Origin of the sequence: Mitsuokella multacida DSM 20544 (assembly GCF_000155955.1) — a bacterium.
In the GTDB taxonomy this organism is placed as follows: Bacteria; Bacillota; Negativicutes; order Selenomonadales; family Selenomonadaceae; genus Mitsuokella; species Mitsuokella multacida.
The window spans coordinates 216364-234372 of sequence record NZ_GG697141.2; the positions used below are offsets into that span (position 1 = coordinate 216364).

9 protein-coding genes and 1 tRNA gene are annotated in these 18009 nt (G+C 59.5%); 7 read left to right on the top strand and 3 right to left on the bottom strand.

Annotation, left to right across the window (positions count from 1 at the left end):
* Positions 1–17 precede the first annotated feature (17 nt).
* Together MITSMUL_RS01155 and rfbB are read left to right on the top strand one after the other, a co-directional pair.
* Positions 18–2183 carry a DUF262 domain-containing protein gene (locus MITSMUL_RS01155; protein WP_005839175.1) on the top strand — a complete coding sequence of 722 codons (2166 nt, stop codon included), beginning with the start codon at positions 18–20 and terminating at the stop codon, positions 2181–2183.
* Between the two features lie 122 nt (positions 2184–2305).
* On the top strand, positions 2306–3349 hold the full coding sequence (rfbB, locus tag MITSMUL_RS01160; RefSeq protein ID WP_005839177.1) for a dTDP-glucose 4,6-dehydratase: 1044 nt from the start codon (positions 2306–2308) through the stop codon (positions 3347–3349).
* A 107-nt stretch (positions 3350–3456) separates the two neighbouring features.
* Here rfbB and MITSMUL_RS01165 read toward each other — a convergent pair whose 3' ends face one another.
* Complete coding sequence (locus MITSMUL_RS01165) at positions 3457–3744, bottom strand: hypothetical protein (RefSeq protein ID WP_040635241.1); 288 nt, start codon at positions 3742–3744, stop codon at positions 3457–3459.
* Positions 3745–3909: 165 nt separating this feature from the next.
* On the opposite strand from MITSMUL_RS01165, the gene MITSMUL_RS01170 reads away from it, so the two are divergent.
* From MITSMUL_RS01170 to addA, 5 genes are all read left to right on the top strand, one after another.
* Positions 3910–3985: transfer RNA gene (locus MITSMUL_RS01170), tRNA-Ala, on the top strand.
* Positions 3986–4115: 130 nt separating this feature from the next.
* The gene (locus tag MITSMUL_RS01175; RefSeq protein WP_040635243.1) at positions 4116–5270 is read left to right on the top strand and encodes an exonuclease SbcCD subunit D; all 1155 of its coding nucleotides are present in this window, start codon (positions 4116–4118) and stop codon (positions 5268–5270) included.
* The gene (locus MITSMUL_RS01180) at positions 5267–8338 is read left to right on the top strand and encodes an AAA family ATPase (protein ID WP_005839183.1); all 3072 of its coding nucleotides are present in this window, start codon (positions 5267–5269) and stop codon (positions 8336–8338) included. Before MITSMUL_RS01175 ends, MITSMUL_RS01180 begins: the two co-directional genes overlap by 4 nt.
* A gap of 7 nt (positions 8339–8345) precedes the next feature.
* Complete coding sequence (locus MITSMUL_RS01185) at positions 8346–11978, top strand: PD-(D/E)XK nuclease family protein (protein WP_005839185.1); 3633 nt, start codon at positions 8346–8348, stop codon at positions 11976–11978.
* On the top strand, positions 11944–15795 hold the full coding sequence (gene addA, locus MITSMUL_RS01190) for a helicase-exonuclease AddAB subunit AddA (protein ID WP_005839186.1): 3852 nt from the start codon (positions 11944–11946) through the stop codon (positions 15793–15795). Before MITSMUL_RS01185 ends, addA begins: the two co-directional genes overlap by 35 nt.
* A 78-nt stretch (positions 15796–15873) precedes the next feature.
* Here the strand turns inward: addA and MITSMUL_RS01195 are convergent, their stop codons facing one another.
* Positions 15874–17220, bottom strand: coding sequence for a hemolysin family protein (locus MITSMUL_RS01195; protein ID WP_040635245.1), 1347 nt, complete (start codon positions 17218–17220; stop codon positions 15874–15876).
* 108 nt (positions 17221–17328) lie between these two features.
* Positions 17329–17913: a BsuPI-related putative proteinase inhibitor gene (locus MITSMUL_RS01200; protein ID WP_005839190.1), complete on the bottom strand. Its 585-nt coding sequence runs from the start codon at positions 17911–17913 to the stop codon at positions 17329–17331.
* Positions 17914–18009: the final 96 nt, after the last annotated feature.

The window sequence follows — 18009 nt, forward strand, 5'->3', positions numbered from 1 at the left end:
ATTGAGGGGAAAGAATCATGGAAAACAAGAACATATCCGATTTGACGGAACTCATTAAGCAGATTGAAGCTAATGAAATACTGCTTCCGGATTTTCAGAGAGAATTTGTTTGGAAAGATGTAGAACAGCAGAAACAATTGGTTGCCTCAGTCCTGGCACGTATGCCAATTGGCAGTATCCTGCTTCTCCAGTCTTCTAATCCAAAAGAATTTTCATCAAAGGCCTTGGGCAGAAAGCAGATTATCAATACAAGCGAACTTGGCGGCAATGTCGAGTACCTGTTAGATGGACAGCAACGTATGACTGTACTGACTAATGTTTTCTCAAATGCCATATTTCAGGGATTGACATCTGTCAATGATTTAGTAGCACCAATGGCCTTGAAACGACGTTTTTTTATCAAACTGCCAAAATGGAAATCTGCTGAGAATAGCGAAGAAGATATATTTGGGTTTCATGACTTGAATTTTCCTACTAATAATATTGATAACCCAACATATTTATCAGGGGAGATTATGCCAATTCTAGAGGTCATAGAATTTAACAAGAATGATGGAAAAGTGTTCAATCCATTCACTTCGGAGGAGAAAGCGACACCAAATGATTTAGCGAAATTTTGTATTAGTAAAAAAGACAGCTATCTAATTCCGCTTTATTTGATTACATCAAATGATCAAAAAACTAACAGAAAAATATCGCGCATAGCTACAAAGATAAAGGATGATTATGTTTCAGATATGAAAGACTATTATGATAGACTTTCGAAAGATGAACAGGAGAAATTTATAAAAAAATATACGGATGAACCTGATGAAGATAGGAAAATTGAAGATATTTTTGCTGGGAACTTCAATGCATGGTGGACATCTTTTAACGAATATTTAAAAGATTGTATTAAGATGACTGCCTTGAGCCAACTTGTTGTATCGGAGGCACAAAGAGGCAGAGCCATTGATATATATGAGAATTTAAATCGTGGCGGCGTTAGTCTAAATACTTTTGATTTGATGACAGCTAAAGTTGCGGTGGTTAGTTCAGAAGGCTTGTATCAACGACTCATCAAGTATATTTTGGAACCAACAGAAATCGATAAGAATGTTGTTCCAGAACGTATGGAGGCGGAAGTTGCCAAACTGACGAATTACAATGCTTCTTTGAGACTCGGCTGCTATAACGAAAATAATAATACGATTGCCCCGAAGTATTTGAACGCTTTCCTTGATGTTATATCGCTTCGTTGCTATAATCCGGATTTTATCCCACGTGAATATAAATTAGATTATATAAAACAAGATAAAATCCTTGATCTCAATCCGGAGAATATCAATCAAAACGTTGAGATAGTCTGTAAGGGAATTGATAGAGCTAGCTTTTTTTTGCAGACACGCTGCGGTATACGAAAACTGTCAGAGGTAAATAATCTTTTCATTCTTGTACTCCTGGCGTGTATATTTCTTAAGGATAAGTGGTTTCATGATAAAAAAGTACATAATTTGCTAGAAGCGTGGTATTGGTGCGTTATTTTTAGTGGTGAATTTGATAAGGACCAAAACAGAAACTTTATCAAAAATATCCAACTGTTGACAAAGTCCCTGGTGGATTCACAAGATATTGAGTGGCTTAAAAATATGAAAAGCATGATTTTAAACGCACCGAACTATTCTGATAAAGAGCTTCTACTCTATGAAAAAGTAGATGATGAACGTTATCCTAAGAAAAATTTAGCAGATTATATATGTCAATTCCTTTTATCAGAGCCATGTCCAAGTATGTTTGACTCTGAAGAAGTAATGAGTGTATTCTCAGAAAAAACAAAGTCTGATAATACATCATTGGAAGCACATCATATCATTCCGTTGGGATCGGTAAAGAAAATAGGGCAAGTGTCCGGTGCTTTAAGAAGAGATGTACGTAGTATTTATAATTCTCCACTTAATTTCATCTATATCACGAAAAAAGATAATAATTCTATATCAGATAAAAGCGTCAATGATTATATTCAGGAAATTACATCGGAAGCAAGAAGTAGATTGATGTTGACAAAGTTCCAAAATGATGAATATAATGATGATGATGTAAAAGATTTTCTCTCGGAACGCTTTGACAGATTACAGGGCTTGATACGCAACAGGGTGGGGGAACTACTCGCCAATAGTGGCTATTCGTCATATTGTTCAAATTAATATGATAACAAGAAGCAATAAATAAAAGAAGGGAAAAAGCCTTTTGCGTCGTATATAATATTACATAGAAAGAAAACGGCGCAGAAGGCTTTTGTGCTGTTTAGACATAGGGGGAAGTATATATGAATATCATCGTGACCGGCGGTGCCGGCTTCATTGGCTCGAACTTCATCTACTACATGCTCAAGAAGCATCCGAGTGACCGCATCATCTGCGTCGACAAGCTGACGTATGCGGGCAACCTCGAGACGCTCGAGAGCGCGATGGAGAAGAAGAACTTCAAGTTCATCCGCGCGGACATCGCAGACCGCCGGGCGGTCTACCGCATCTTCGAGCAGGAGAAGCCGGACATCGTCGTTAACTTCGCAGCGGAGTCGCATGTCGACCGCTCCATTGAGAATCCGGAGATCTTCCTGCAGACGAATGTCATCGGCACGAGCGTGCTGCTCGACGCCTGCCGCAAGTACGGCATCGACCGCTACCATCAGGTCTCGACGGACGAGGTCTACGGCGACCTGCCGCTCGACCGTCCGGACCTCTTCTTCACGGAGGAGACGAACCTCAAGACGTCGAGCCCGTATTCGGCTTCGAAGGCCGGTGCTGACCTGCTCGTCATGGCCTACCATCGCACCTACAAGATCCCGACGACGATCTCGCGCTGCTCGAACAACTACGGCCCGTACCATTTCCCGGAGAAGCTCATCCCACTGATGATCATCAACGCGCTGTCCGATAAGAAGCTGCCGGTCTACGGCGACGGCAAGAATGTTCGCGACTGGCTCTACGTCGAGGATCACTGCCATGCCATCGACCTGATCCTGCAGAAGGGTCGCGTTGGCGAGGTCTACAACATCGGCGGTCACAATGAGCGCGCCAACATCGACGTCGTCAAGACCATCCTCAAGGAGCTCGGCAAGCCCGAAGACCTCATCGAGTACGTCACCGACCGCAAAGGCCACGACCGCCGTTACGCCATCGACCCGACGAAGATCCACACGGAACTCGGCTGGGAGCCGGAGACGAAGTTCGAGGACGGCATCAAGAAGACCGTCAAGTGGTACCTCGAGCACCGCGACTGGTGGATGGGCATCATCAGCGGCGACTACCAGACCTACTACGAGCGCATGTACGACAAGCGCGCCATCCTCGAGTACGCCAAGATCTGACGGCAGACAGGAGTCGATTTCTATATGACACAAAAGAGGAACTTCTCATCTGGAGCGATGAGGAGTTCCTCTTCTGCATTTGTCTGCATCAAGGGGCTGAATGCGTTTCAGAGATTCTTGTGCATGACGTATTTGTCCGTTGCCGTGTCGAGCATTTCCTGCCATGAGGAGAATTTCGTAGCCTTGCGGACCCAGGCATCCATCTTCTCTTCGGGCAGGGCCTCGAAGTCCCGCTGATTCTCGATCTTGAAGCGGCTGCCCTGCAGGAATTTCTCGAAGGTGCGGAAGCGGGTGTACTTGCGCATGAACGAAGTGTCGAACACCTCGTTGAAGTCGACGAGCTCCGGCATCGTCTGATGCGGCAGCTGATAGAATCCGGTGATCTTGATGGCCATGATAGTTTCCTCCTGCTTGCACTGCATGTAATGTTGCCTTCATTGTACCAGAAAGCCGGCTCGGAAAAAAGTCTGAGAGAAATCGAGGTGAGGTGCAAAAAAATACTTGACGAATCGCGCGGCGTCCTCTATAATAATATCTGTCGTCAGCGGTAACGCGAAGACGGGGGCATAGCTCAGCTGGGAGAGCGCTTGCATGGCATGCAAGAGGTCAGGAGTTCGATCCTCCTTGTCTCCACCATTTGAATATCAAGGGTTAGAGGGAATCTCAACGATTCCAGCTAGCCCTATTTTTGTATCTATAACCAGATTTATACCCAAAACATCACGATAGATAAATGAAGATAGATAATCGATGAGGAGGGATTCACTTGCGTTTCATTCATACGGCGGACTGGCATCTCGGGCGGTATTTCCATGGCATGCATCTGACAGCGGACCAGCGGGAGATCATCATGGGTCAGATTGTGCCGTTTGTCCGCGAGGAGGGCGTGGAGGCGGTCATCATCGCGGGGGATATCTACGACCGCGGCGTGCCGCCTGTCGAGGCAGTCGACCTCTTTGACGAATTCCTCATGAAGATGGCGGGGCTGCGTGTCAAGGTGTTCTACATCGCGGGCAATCACGACAGCGAGTCGCGGCTGAATTTCGGCAGCCGTCTCATGCGAGAGGCGGGCATCTTTGCGCGCGGGCGGCTCGATGCGGCGATGGCCCCTATCATCGTTGAGGATGACTTCGACCCCGTTGCCATCTACCTCTATCCGTACATGGAGCCGGCGTCGGTCAAGGCGGCTTTTGGCGTGACGGAGGCACTCGACTTTGAAAAAGCGCATGAGCTGGTCATCGAGAAGAGTCTGACGGGCGCACCGGAGAAGATGCGCTCGATTGCTGTGGCGCATGCTTTCTTAGCGGGCGGCACGAGCTCGGACTCGGAGCGGCCGCTCGCAGTAGGAGGCTCGTCGAACATCCGGCCCGGCATCTTCCGCCCGTTCTGCTACACGGCGCTCGGCCATCTGCACAATCCGCAGCGCGCCGGTGCGGACACGATCCGCTACAGCGGCTCGCTCATGAAGTACTCCTTTGATGAGGCGGAGCAGAAGAAGGGCTTCTTCCTCGTGGACCTTGACGGCAGCGGCAAGGTGGAGCAGAAGTTCGTGCCACTCGTGCCGCCGCATGACATCCGGCGCGTGCGCGGTCTTTTCGCGGATATCGAGGGCGACCGCGCGGCGTATCCGCAGTCGGACGACTACATCGAGGTGGAGCTCTTGGACCGCGGCATCATCCTCGATGTGTTCAACAAGCTCAAGGCCATCTATCCGAACCTCATGCACGTGCTTTACCCGAACCTGCAGCGCGAGGGGACGATGCGCGAGCAGGAGGGGCAGGCCGTGCTGAAGCTCACGGAGGAGACGCTGTTCTCCCAGTACTATGAGGACATGACGGGCGAGAAGCTCGGCGAGGAGCAGCAGGCCATCGTGCACGGCTGCCTGCAGGAAATCTACCGGGAAGAGAGGGATGCGAAATGAAGCCAGAAATCCTGACCATCTGTGCTTTCGGGCCGTACCAGAAAAAAGTCTGTCTCGATTTCTCCATCCTTTCTGAGCAACCGTTCTTCCTGATCCACGGGGCGACGGGCGCAGGCAAGACGAGCATCTTTGATGCCATTTGCTATGCGCTCTACGGCGAGGCGGCGACGGAGGCGCGCACGCCGCGCATGCTGCGCAACCGCGAGGCGGGGCCGGAGGTCGATACATATGTCGACCTGACGTTCTGCGTGCGCGACACGCACTGGCACATCCGGCGCAATCCAGAGTACATGCGCAAGGCCAAGCGCGGCACGGGGCTCGCGCGCCAGGCGCCGGAAGTCGTGCTCGAGCGACTGGAAGATGGCAGGGTCGCAGAATCCTGGACGCGCGACGGCGAGGTGCAGGCGCGCATCGTGCGGCTGCTCGGCTTCCAGTGCAAGCAGTTCCGCCAGGTCGTCCTCTTGCCGCAGGGCGAGTTCCGCCGCTTCCTCATGGCCGACACGAGCGCGCGCAAGGAGATCATGAAGGTCCTCTTTAACACGGAAATCTACCAGAAGCTCGAGGACAAGCTGAAGGAGAAGGCCACGGAAGTCAGCAAATCGTACGATGGCATCGCCGAGAAGCAGAGGATGTACCTCGCAGAGGCCAATGCCAAAGATGAGGCGGAGTTCGCTGCATTGCTCGCGGCGCGCGAGCAACAGACGGCGGCGCTCGTCAAGCGGACAGCGGCTCTGCAGTCCCGCAAGGAGGCGTGCGAGAAAGAGCGCGATGCGGCTCGCGAGACGATGGCGAAATTCACGCAGGTGGACAAAGCCGCGGAAGAGCTCCAGAAGTGGGAGCGCATCGTGCCTGAGGACGAAGAAGCAAAGGCCATGCTCGACCGCGCGGACCGTGCCGCGGCGCTCATGGACCTCGCCAATCAGCTGCAGGCGGCCCGGCAGGATGCAGCCAAGCGCGGGCAGGGCCTCGAGGCTTTGAAGCAGCAGGGGAAAAAGCTCGCCACAGCCTACAAGCAGGCAGAGGAACGCTTTGTCATGGTCCAGCAGCAGAAGCCGGCCCATGCCGCTGAACGAGAAGAGCTCATCGTGCTGCAGGGGCTGCTGAAGGTCGCAAGAGAACTCGAGCAGGCTAAAAGAGATGCGGTAGCCAAGCAGACTGCCAGTGAGAAAGGTCAGCAGGAGGCCGCCGCTGCCAAGCAGCAGCTCTTGGCAGCAGAACAGGAGTTCAAGGCGCTGCAGCAGGAGGTCGAAGCCCTGCAGAAGGAAGCGCTCAATGTTGACGCGCTGAAACTCCGCCAGCAGAATCTCCTGGCGGAGCAGGAAAAGGCGGCGGCTGCCGCCAGGAGCGAGGCTCTTGTCCGAGAAGCTGCGGCCGGCTATGAGCAGGCGGAGCAGGCTGCTAAGAAGGCAGAGACGGAGTGGCAGGCGGCCCGCGCAGAGCTCGCGCATCTGCGCGAACTGGCCAAGGAGGCCCGCGCCGTGCTGCTGGCCGAACATCTCGAGGAAGGCGAGCCCTGCCCCGTCTGCGGCGCGACGCACCATCCAAAGCTCGCCGAGGCCGTGACGGAGATCGTCACGGACGAGATGCTCAAGGCAAAGGAAGCGGACGTCAGCGGCTTCGAGCAGCGGCATCAGGCCGCTGCTGCCAGAGCGCAGGAAAAGTCCGGCATGCTCGCCGCCGCCAAGGCAGAGGCCGAAGCACTCGTGAAGCAGCTCGCGGGCAGAGAGCCGGCCGAGCTGGCCGCAGAGCTCGCCAAGGTCAAGACTGCCCTGCAGGGCGCGCAGAAAGCCGCTGAGGAATACGGCAGCCTCATGAAGGCCATCGAGCGCAAGCAGCAGGAACAGGCGCAGCTGCAGGAAAAAGCCGCTGCCCTCGAGCAGAAAGCAGCGGCTAGTGCAGCCGAGGCAGCCGCCGCCAAGGCCCTTGTGCAGGATAAGCAGGCGCAGCTCGCGGGCAGGGAACTGCCGGCAGAGCCTAAGGAGCTCGCGCACCAGTACCAGCAGCGCGAGGCGGCCTGGCAGGCCGCGGAAAAGGCGGCCGTCGCAGCTGAGCAGGATTACCACAGTCTCGATACGCGCTACCATGCAGCCCAGTCGGCCTGGAAGACGAAGCGCGAAGAGCTGCTGCGCAGCCAGCAGCAGGCCGCAGCGCTGCAGCAGAGTTTTGCCGGGCGCCTGGTGCAGGCGGGCTTTGCAGATGAGGCGGCCTATGAGGCGGCCCTGCAGGGCAGCTGGCGCGCATCTGACTACCGCGACAAGGTGCGCCGCGAGCTCCTTTCGCACGAGCAGGCCCTGCACACGGCGCGGACCAATCTCACCGATTGCCAGAAGACAATCGAGAAGTTGGAAAAGCCGGACCTTGCAGCGGCGGAAGATGCCGCAAGTGCGGCGCAGGCGGCATGGCAGCAGGCCCTGCGCGAGTCATCTGCGGCCGAGACAGTGCTGCGCTCGTGGCAGAAGCGCCAGAAGGCTCTCGATGCTTTGCGCGAGCAGAGCGGCGAGCTCACGCAGACGTATGCGCGCATCACGGGGCTCTCGGAGCTCGCGAGCGGCAAGACGGGCAGCCGCGTCTCGTTCCAGACGTACGTGCTGCACTCGCTCTTGGACGATGTCATGGAGATGGCCAACCAGCGCCTGCTCATCATGAGCCGCGGCCAGTACGAGCTCCACGCCGGCCAGCGGCAGCGCGCCAATCAGCAGGGCGGCCTCGACATGGAGATCTTCGACCATTACTCCGGCTACGCGCGGCCCTTGGCGACGCTCTCGGGAGGCGAGTCCTTCCTCGCCTCGCTCGCGCTGGCGCTCGGCCTCGCTGATGTCGTGCAGGCGTGCGCGGGCGGCGTGCGCCTCGATACGATGTTCATCGACGAGGGCTTTGGCACGCTCGACAGCGAGACGCTCGACGTCGCGCTCAAGGCCCTGTTTGAATTGCAGAAAAGCGGGCGGCTCATCGGCATCATCTCGCATGTCGAGGAGCTCCGCAGCCGCATCCCGGCGCGGCTTGAGGTCACGAAGACGAAGAGCGGCGGCAGCACGGCTCACTTCGAGCTGGGCACAGCAGAAAGTTGAGGACGATATGACAGCAGAACTTGATTTCACGATCGGCAGGGCGGGGACGGGCAAGACGCACGCCTGCCTTGCGGCCATGCGGCAGCGCATGGCTGAGGCCCCGATGGGCCCCGCGCTCATCCTGCTCCTGCCGGAGCACATGACCTTCAAGGTGGAGCGCGAGCTCGCCGCGAGCATCCCGAAGGGGCAGGGCTTCCTCAGGAGCTACGTCTTTGGCTTCCGCCGCTTTGCGCGCCACGTGCTCTTGGAGACGGGGCACATGAAGGTGCCGCGCATCAGCGAGGTCGGGCGGCGCCTGCTCCTGCGCAAGATCCTCGTGCATCACCAGAAGGAGAAAGACCTGCAGGTCTTCGCGCGCGCTGTGCGCCAGCGCGGCTTTACTGAGAGCCTCTCGGATGTGATACAGGAATTCAAGAGCTACCGGCTGACGACGGATGTGCTGCGTGAAGCGGCGGACGAGCTTGCTAAAGGCAATGAGCGTCTGGCGGGCAAGCTGCAGGAGATGGCACTCCTGACGGATGAGTTCGCGGCAGAGATGCAGGGCAAGGCCAACGATGCGGAGGACATGATGAACCAGCTCGCCGAAGCCATCCCCGAAGCGCCGCTCATAAAGGGGGCGGAGGTCTGGCTCGACGGCTTCATCTTCTTCAATCCGCAGGAAATGGCCGTGCTGCGTGCCCTCATCATGACGGCCGCCAAGGTCCACGTCGCCCTGCCGATGACCGGCCTTGCAGAAGGCGATGGCCGCGTCCGGCTCGACCTGCCGGAGAACCTGCAGGAGACGGCGCTCTTCAACCGGCCGTACCGGACGCTGCAGGCCATCCGCCGCATGGCGCGCGAGGAGCTCGCCTATCGCGGCCCAATGCCCATCCACCTGCTCGCTGAGCAGCACCGCTTTGCACCGCAGAGCATCTTGCACGGCATGGAGCAGGAGCTCTTCCGCTACGGCGGCTCGGCTCAGTCGGAGGAGCAGGGCGTGCAGCTCGTCGAGGCCGCCAACAGGAGGCTTGAAGTCGAGAGCGCGGCGGCGGATATCCTGCGCCTCGTGCGCGACGAGGGCTGGCATTACCGCGAGATAGGCCTGCTCGTGCGCGATGGCGAAGCGTACGGCGACCTCGTGCGCCTCGTCTTCGAGGATTACGGCATCCCGTTCTTCGAGGATGCGAAGCGGCCGAGCATCCACCACCCCTTGGCGGAGCTCATGCGGTCGGCCATCGAGGTCGTCGCGCGCGACTGGCGCTATGAGACGGTCTTCCGCTGCCTGCGCACGGGCTTCTTCCCGCCGGTGCGCGAGGACATTGACCGGCTCGAGAACTACGTGCTCGAGTTTGGCATTCGCGGCCGCAAGCGCTGGCAGCAGCAGGAGCCCTGGGACTGGCACCGCCGCTACAGCCTAGACGACGGCGAGCAGGTCGACGAGGATACGGCCTCGACGCTCGCGCTCATCGACTCGCTGCGCCGCCAGTCCGTCGAGGCGCTCTCCGCGCTGGAGGACGCCCTGCGCGCGGCCGATGATGTCCGCGGCTACACGCTGGCGCTCTACGATTTCCTCGTGCAGCTCGAGGTGCCGGCCCGCCTGCAGGAGTGGGCGGAGGTCGCCGAGCGGGAGGGAAGACTCGCCGACGCGGCGGAACACCGCCAGCTCTGGGACGACAGCATGGCGCTCTTCGACCAGCTCGTCGAGGTCAGTGGCACAGAGAAGATGACGCTGTCCGACTACGAGGCTGTCCTCAGCGACGGCCTCGATGCCCTGCAGATTTCGCTGATCCCGCCGGGACTCGACTACGTGACACTGGCCTCTTTCGATCAGAACAGCCTCGACAACATGCGCGGCCTCTACATCCTCGGCGCGGACGCCGCGACGATGCCGCGCCGCGTGCGCGAGCAGGGCATCTTCTCGGATGCCGACCGCCTGCACATCGCGGAGACACTGGCCGCCTTCCAGAAAGAGGGTGAGGAGGAGCACACGATCTCGCGCGGCGGTCACGAGAAGAGCTTCGGCGAGAAATTCCTGCTCTACCGCGGCTTCACCGAGGCGCGCGACTACCTCTGGATATCCTATGCGCTGGCCGATGCCGAGGGCAATGGCCTGCAGCCGTCGCCGCTCGTCAAGAAGATGCGCGAGCTCTTCCCGAAGGCCGCGTTCCTCTCCATCCCGCTGGAGACCGTGCGGCGCGATGACGATCTCTTGCTGGCGGCACCGCGTCCGGCTCTCTCTGGCCTCGCCAATGCCCTGCGCGGCGAGCGCGAGCACCAGGCGATGCAGCCCTGCTGGCGCGATGTCTACAACTGGGCCATGGGGCAAAAGGAGTGGCAGCGTCCGCTGCAGCTCGCCCTCGCAGGCCTCTTTGCGCGGTCGGGCGCGGGCAGGATACCGAAGGAACTGGCGGAGCAAATCTTTGCCAAAGGCACGGTCCTGCGCGGCAGCGTGACGCAGTTCGAGAAGTTCCGCCAGTGCCCCTTTGCGCACTTCGCGGCCTACGGCCTGAAGCTGCAGGAGCGCCGCGAATACCAGTTCCGCTCAATGGACCTCGGGCAGCTGCTGCATGCCGTGCTCAAGGAGTACGGCAGTATCGTCAAGCGCGACTACGCGAATCGCTGGCAGGATGTGCCAGAAGAAAAGCGCGCCGCGCTCTGCGAGGAGCTCGTCAACACGCTGGCGCCGCGTCTGCAGAGCGAGATCCTGTTGAGCCGCGACAACTACCGCCACCTCAAGAAGCGCATCGAGAAGACGGCGGAGCAGGCCGTCGGCCATCTGTCGGCCTGGGCGGCCGTCTCGGCCTTCCAGCCGGCCTTCTTCGAGGAGGCGTTCGGCCATCCGGACGACGAGGTCCACCTGAAGCCACTGCCGCTCGGCGACGGCTACGCCCTCTCGTTCAAGGGGCAGATCGACCGCCTCGACCTGCACGAGTGCGCGCCGTACTACCTGATCCTCGACTACAAGACGGGCCATGTCGCCATCAATCTCTTCGAGGTCTACTACGGCCTCAGGCTGCAGCTGCTCGTCTACATGATGGTTGGGCGCGAGCTCCTGAAGGAGAAGGGGGAGAAGCGCCTGCCGGCCGGCATCCTCTACGCGTTCCTGCAGAATCCTTTGCTGCAGACGCGGCAGAAGTACACGCAGGCAGAGCTCGAGAAGCGCATCAATGCCGAACTGCGCATGCCGGGCTGGGTGCTGGCCGACCTCGACGTCGCCAAGGCCATTGACGCGAGCTTCTCCTTCATCAAGCCGGGACTCAGCAAGGTCAAGGACGAGAAGAAGAAGGACGTCATCGGCCCTGATGGCAAGCCCGTCATGGATTTCGACAGCAACAGCAGGAAGCGCGGCTACATCCGCAAGCCGGAGGAGTTCGAGCTCATGCTCGCGTACGTCGACTACATCCTGCGCGATACGGGCCGGGCCATCCTCGGCGGCGATATCAGCGCGAGCCCGTACCGCCTCAAGGCGAAGAAGGAACAGACGGCCTGCACCTACTGCGAATACCGCGATGTCTGCGGCTTCGACCCCGACATCGAGGGCTATGCGTACCGCGACATCGGTCCGGAGGACGATGCGGTGCTGGAAGAGAAGATGGCTTCGTGTACAGGAAAGGAAGATTTGCTCGATGCAATACACAGAGGATCAGAAGAAAGCGATTGAGGCGCGCCACCGCAACATCCTCGTCGCAGCGGCGGCCGGTTCCGGCAAGACCCGCGTGCTCGTCGACCGCATCATCGCGCAGCTCCTGGCGCGCGAGTGCAGCGTCGACGAGATGCTCGTCGTGACGTTCACGAATGCGGCGGCGACGGAGATGCGCGAGCGCATCGACAAGGCCCTGCAGAAGAAGCTCTTGGAGACGGATGACCGCGAGACAGCTGCCTGGCTCGAGCGCCAGATTGTCCTGCTGTCCGGCGCCTCTATCTGCACGTTCCACGCGTTCTGCCAGAAGGTCATCCGCCAGAACATCGACGCCATCGACGTCGACCCGCAGTTCCGGCTGGCCAGCGACCAGGAGATGGTCCTGATGCGCCGCGATGTGCTCGAGGAACTGCTCGAGAGCTCCTATAAGATGCCAGAAGACGAGGCGGGGAAGGCGAAGTGGCAGGATTTCCTCGAGTTCGTCGACGACTACGGTGACGACCACGGCGATGAGGCCGTCTACGAAGCCGTGCTCAAGCTCTACCACTTCTGCCAGAGCCAGCCGTTCCCGAAGGCGTGGCTGCGCCAGCAACAGGAGCGCTATGAGGCAGAGGCGGCGGACTTCTGGCAGACGCCATGGACCGCGACCATCGTGGAGGCGGTGGGCCGGGAGATTGAGCGCAGCATCCATGCCTATGAGGCGGCCTGCGCGCTTGTCCGCACGGGTGGCCGCCCTGAGGCGGAAGAGGCGGCTCTGCTCGCGGCCTGGCAGCCGTATGTCGAATACCTGCAGAGCTGCATCGAGAAGCTCGAAGAGGTGCAGACAGTCTACCGCACGGCGCTTGCCGAGAAAAAGGCGGGCGGCTGGGATGCGCTCTGCGCCGCGGCTAAGGGATGGAAGCAGCCCGTGCTGCGCGGCAAGAAGTATGAGGCGCTGCGCGATGCTTTCCCGGACATCCGCAAGGCCTTCGAGAAGAGCCGTGACGAGGCCAAGAAGATCTTCACGGATGCCCGCGACCGCTATCTGGCCGAGATGGAGGCATCCGTGCTGGAAGATATCAGGGCGTGCAGCGCGACCGTGCGTCGCTACGTCGACCTGACGACAGCCTTCATCGACGCACTGCAGGCGGCCAAGAAGGAGCGCAATGTCCTCGATTTCAGCGACCTCGAGCACTTCGCGCTCGCCGTGCTCTGCCGCGACTCGGAGGCGCTTGCTGGAGCTTCTGAGGCAGATTTCCGCGGCGAGCGGGGCAAGGCACTGCGCACGGATGCGGCGGAGGACCTGCGCGAGAAGTATGCCGTCATCATGGTCGACGAGTACCAGGATACGAATGGTGTCCAGGAGGCCATCCTGAACCTCATCGCGCGCGCGGACAACCGCTTCACCGTCGGCGATGTCAAGCAGAGCATCTACCGCTTCCGCCTCGCCGACCCATACCTCTTCCAGGCGAAGTACGACGCCTATCCCGAGAACCCGGGCGCAGAGGACATGGACCAGCTCATCACGATGAAGCAGAACTTCCGCAGCCGCGCCGAGGTCCTCGCGCCGATCAACTTCATCTTCGACCAGGTCATGACGCGCGAGGCCATGGAGATTGAGTACGACGAGAAGAGCCGGCTCTATCCGGGCGCTTCGTATCCAGAGGCCGAGCATACGCTCAAGGGGCCCATGGAGCTTGACATCATCCTGCGCGGCGAGCCGGAGCAGCCCGTAGAGGGACTCAGTCAGGCGGCAGATGCGGGAGATGAGACGGGCGGCGAGGAGCTTGAGGGCTTCGAGCTCGAGGCCCAGCACATCGCGGACCGCATCGCAGGTCTCATGGAGTCGGGCTACCGCGTCTTCGACAAGGATGCGGGCGGCTACCGTCCGCTCGCGTACCGCGATATCGCCGTGCTGCTGCGCGCCGTCAAGGGCAAGGCGAATACCCTGCTCGAACTGCTGCGCAAGAACAGCATCCCGGCCTATGCCGACGTCGATGGCGGCTATTTCGAGGCCAATGAGGTGCGGCTCGTGCTCGCCCTGCTGAAGACCATCGACAATGCGCGGCAGGAAATCCCACTGGCGGCCGTGCTCGTCTCACCGATTGGCGGCTTCACGATGGAGGAGCTCGCGCGCCTGCGCATGTCCGTCCCCGATGAAGACCTCTTCGGCGCCCTGCTGCGTAGCCACTCGCCGGAGACGCCGCTCGAGGAGGGGCTCGCCGACCGCGCGGCCGACTTCTGCGCCTCCCTCAACCGCTGGCGCAGCTACGCTGTGAGCCACAGCGTGCCGGAGCTCATCTGGAAGCTCTACCGCGAGACGGGCTACTACGACTACGTCGGCGGCCTCAAGGGCGGCCTGCTGCGCCAGGCCAATCTGCGCATGCTCGCTGACCGCGCCGCCGAGTACGAGAAGACGAATTACCGCGGGCTCTTCCGCTTCCTGCGCTTTCTCGAAGACCTGCGCAAGCGCGACACGGACCTCTCCGTCGCGCGCACGCTCGGCGCCAGCGAGGACGTCGTGCGCATCATGAGCATCCACAAGAGCAAGGGACTGGAATTCCCCGTCGTCATCGTCGCCGACATCGCTAAGGGCTTCAACCAGCTCGACGCGAGGGGCACCTTCCTGCTGCACAAGGAGCTCGGCATCGGCCCGCGCCTCGTCGAGCGCTCGACAGTCGGGCGGCAGATGTACGACACCTTGCCGTATCAGGCCATCGGTGCGCGCATCGTTGCCGAAACCAAGGCCGAGGAGATGCGCGTGCTCTACGTCGCCATGACGCGCGCGCGCGAAAAACTCATCCTGACGGGCACCCTGGCCGCGGCCAAATGGGAAAAGCAGGCCGCCCGCTATGCGCGCAGCCTCGACAGCCGCGAGCTCGCCCTGCCGGACGATATGATCCGCGAGGCGGACAGCTATCTCGACTGGATTGCACCGGCCGTGGCGCGCCATACCGACGGTGCCCCCATCCGCGAGGCGGCCGGCGTGGACTGGGGCGAGATGCTCGATGCCGTCGAGCCGGCGGCTCACTTTGCTGTCAACCTGCTCAGCGCCGAGGCGATACAGCCAAGGGAGGAGCAGGAAGAGCTCGATGCGACCCTGCAGTCCGTGCGCGAGGGCAGGGCGCTGCCGGCCTCGCCCGAGCGCGAACTCGTCGAGAAGCGTCTGAGCTGGCACTACGATGCCGAAGAACTACCGGGCATCACGGCTAAGATGACCGTCTCCGAAATCAAGCAGCGCTTTGCCGAGTCGCTGCGCGAAGACGAGCCGGCGGCGCTGCCCGTCGCACCGGCAGCGCCGCCCGTCTGGCGCCGCCCGCAGTTCCTGCAGCAGAAGGGGCGGCTCTCCCCAGCCGAGCGCGGCACGCTCATGCACAGCATCCTGCAGAACCTCGACCTGCACGGCGACCTCACGCGCGAGGGCCTGCGCGCACAGGTTGCCCGCATGGAAGTCACCGGCATGATTGCCGCTGGCCACGAGGATGCCGTCAACTACACGAGCATCGAATCCTTCTGCCAGTCCTCTCTCGGCCAGCGCATGCAGCAGGCCGTGCGCGTCTGGCGCGAGCTGCCCTTCAGCCGCATGATCCCCGTCGGCGAGGTCAACCCCACCTACGCAGGCAGCAGCGAGAAGATCTTCGTCCAGGGCGTCATCGACGTCCTCTTCGAAGAAGCCGACGGCAGCCTCATCTTGCTCGACTACAAGACCGACCGCGACACCACCCCCGAAAAAATCCGCCGCCACTACGCCAAGCAGATCGAGCTCTACCGCGAGGCCGTCGAGTCCATCGTCGGGAAAGAGGTCAAGGAGAGCATCTTGTTCATGCTTTATGACGGCACGAGCTTGCGGATTTCTTGAGTCGCTGAATTAAAAAAACGAGACTGTAGACCAGATGCTATTGCATCCAGGTTGCAGTCTCGTTTTTTTTATGGTGATTTACTTGTCGCTCTCTTTTTTTGCATCGGACGGCGCTGCGGGGGCAGCGTCGGTATTTTCCTCGCGGGTGACGAGGATTTTGTCGATGCGGGCGCGGTCCATGTCGACGACTTCGAAGGTGAAGCCGTTCCACTCACATTTCTCGGCGACTTTTGGGATGTAGCCGAAGTAGGAGGTCAAGAAGCCGCCCATGGTCTGGTAGTGGTCGTGGTCTTCGTCGGGGAGCTCGGCGATGTCGAAGCGCTCTTTGAAGTCGTCGATGGAGCAGAGGCCGTCGACGTACCAGGAGTGCTCGTCGCGTGGGGTGAACTGAATCGGGTCGGGCTCGACGTTGGACATGGAGTCGCCGATGATCTCCTGCAGGATGTCGTTGAGGGTGATGAAGCCGACGACGCCGCCGTACTCGTCGAGGACCATGGCCTCGTGGATGCCGGTGTCGCGGAATTTGGCGAGCACGCGGAAGGTCTCCATCGAGCGCGGCACGAACATGGGCTTGCGGATGTACTGCGCGAGGTCGAGGGACTTGCGCTCGAGCGAGGCGTTGAGGAGGTCCTTGGCGTAGAGCACGCCGCAGAAGTCGTCGAGATTCTCGCGGCCGACGGGGAAGACGTTCTGCGGATGTTCGCGGATGATGCGCAGGTTGTGGCGCAGGGAGTCGGTCAGGTCGAGCCAGAGCATCTGGGTGCGCGGCGTCATCAGGGAGTAGGCGGTCTGGTCGCTCATGTGGAAGATGCGGTCGACCATGGCCTGCTCGGATTTCTCGAAGGTGCCGTCCTCAGTGCCCTGCTCGATGAGGTCCTTGACCTCGTCTTCGGTGACGGTGTCCTCGACGTGCGGGTTGATGCCGAGCAGCAGGAGGACGCCGCCCGCAGAGCCGGACAGGAAGCGGATGAAGGGGCGCGCGAGGCGCGTAAGCCTTGCGACGATGCCATGGTACTTCATGAGCATGTGCTCAGGGTTCTGTGCGGCCTTCTTCTTCGGCAGGAATTCGCTGAAGAGCAGGGTGATGTACGTCACGACGACGATGCTGAAGAGCATGGCAATCGTCGTGGCATGCGGCAGGAAGGCGATGAAGCTGGCGAGGTACGGTGCGATGAAGGCGCCGGTGCAGATGCCCATGAGGATGCCAGTCAGCGTGATGCCGACCTGGACGAGCGAGAGCGGCGCTTCGACGTTCTCGAGCAGGCCGAGCGCTGCCTCGGCATCTTGATTGCCGTCTTCGGCGAGCTTCTCGAGCCGTCCGCGGTGGCTCTCTGTGAGGGCCGTCTCGATGAGCGAGAAAAAGGCGTTGGCCAGCAGCAGTAACAGGAGTAAGACGAGCAATAGGCCCGCGTCAGTATTGTCCAAAAATGATACACATCCTTTGCAAAGATACATACAGGTTGTAAACTATTTTCCTATAATATAGCATAACCATGGCGTTTTGTCACATATGGCGCGGGCTCTGGGCGTGGCTCAGTCGTCATACCAGGGGCCGTTGCCGATGACGATGCCACCGTGCAGGGTCACGGGCGTGGAGCTGCCGACTTTGGTCGGCATGCGCGTCGTGAGCTTATAGGGCGTGTCGACAAGCCAGGCCGTCACGAGTACCGCGTCGTCCTTGATCTTGCGGTAGGCCTTGCGGTCGAGCTCGGCCGTGTAGACCTCGCTCTTGTGGGCGGCGACGGAAGAGCTCGTCAGGGCCTGCGTGAAGGCCATGCCGTCCGACCAGCGGTAGAGCGTCTTGCCGTTCTTGTCGAGGATGGCGAAGTCGTAGACCTGCCCGTCGCGGTGGGCGACGGAGTAGTCGCTGTCGCCGTCATTCGTGACCTTGAGCTCCATGACGAGCCGGCCGTGCTTCTCCTCGACGGTCAGCTCCTCGACGATATTGTCGAAGCTGAAGGCCGCATATGACGGCACGATCTCGCTGCTGTGCGAGCCTGAGGTCGGGAATGAGACGCCGATGCCCGTGCCGAAAGAGGCAGAGGCCACCGGCATCGCGGAAAGGGAGACAGCGCCGACTGCAAGGGCAAGCGCGGGGATAAGGGCATATCTTTTCATGGTAATCACTCCTGATTTTGTTTGTCGTTCTGGATTGGTATCGTTGATTCTATTGTACCATGTCATGTTAGAATTAGGCAAAAGATGTTCCTTGCA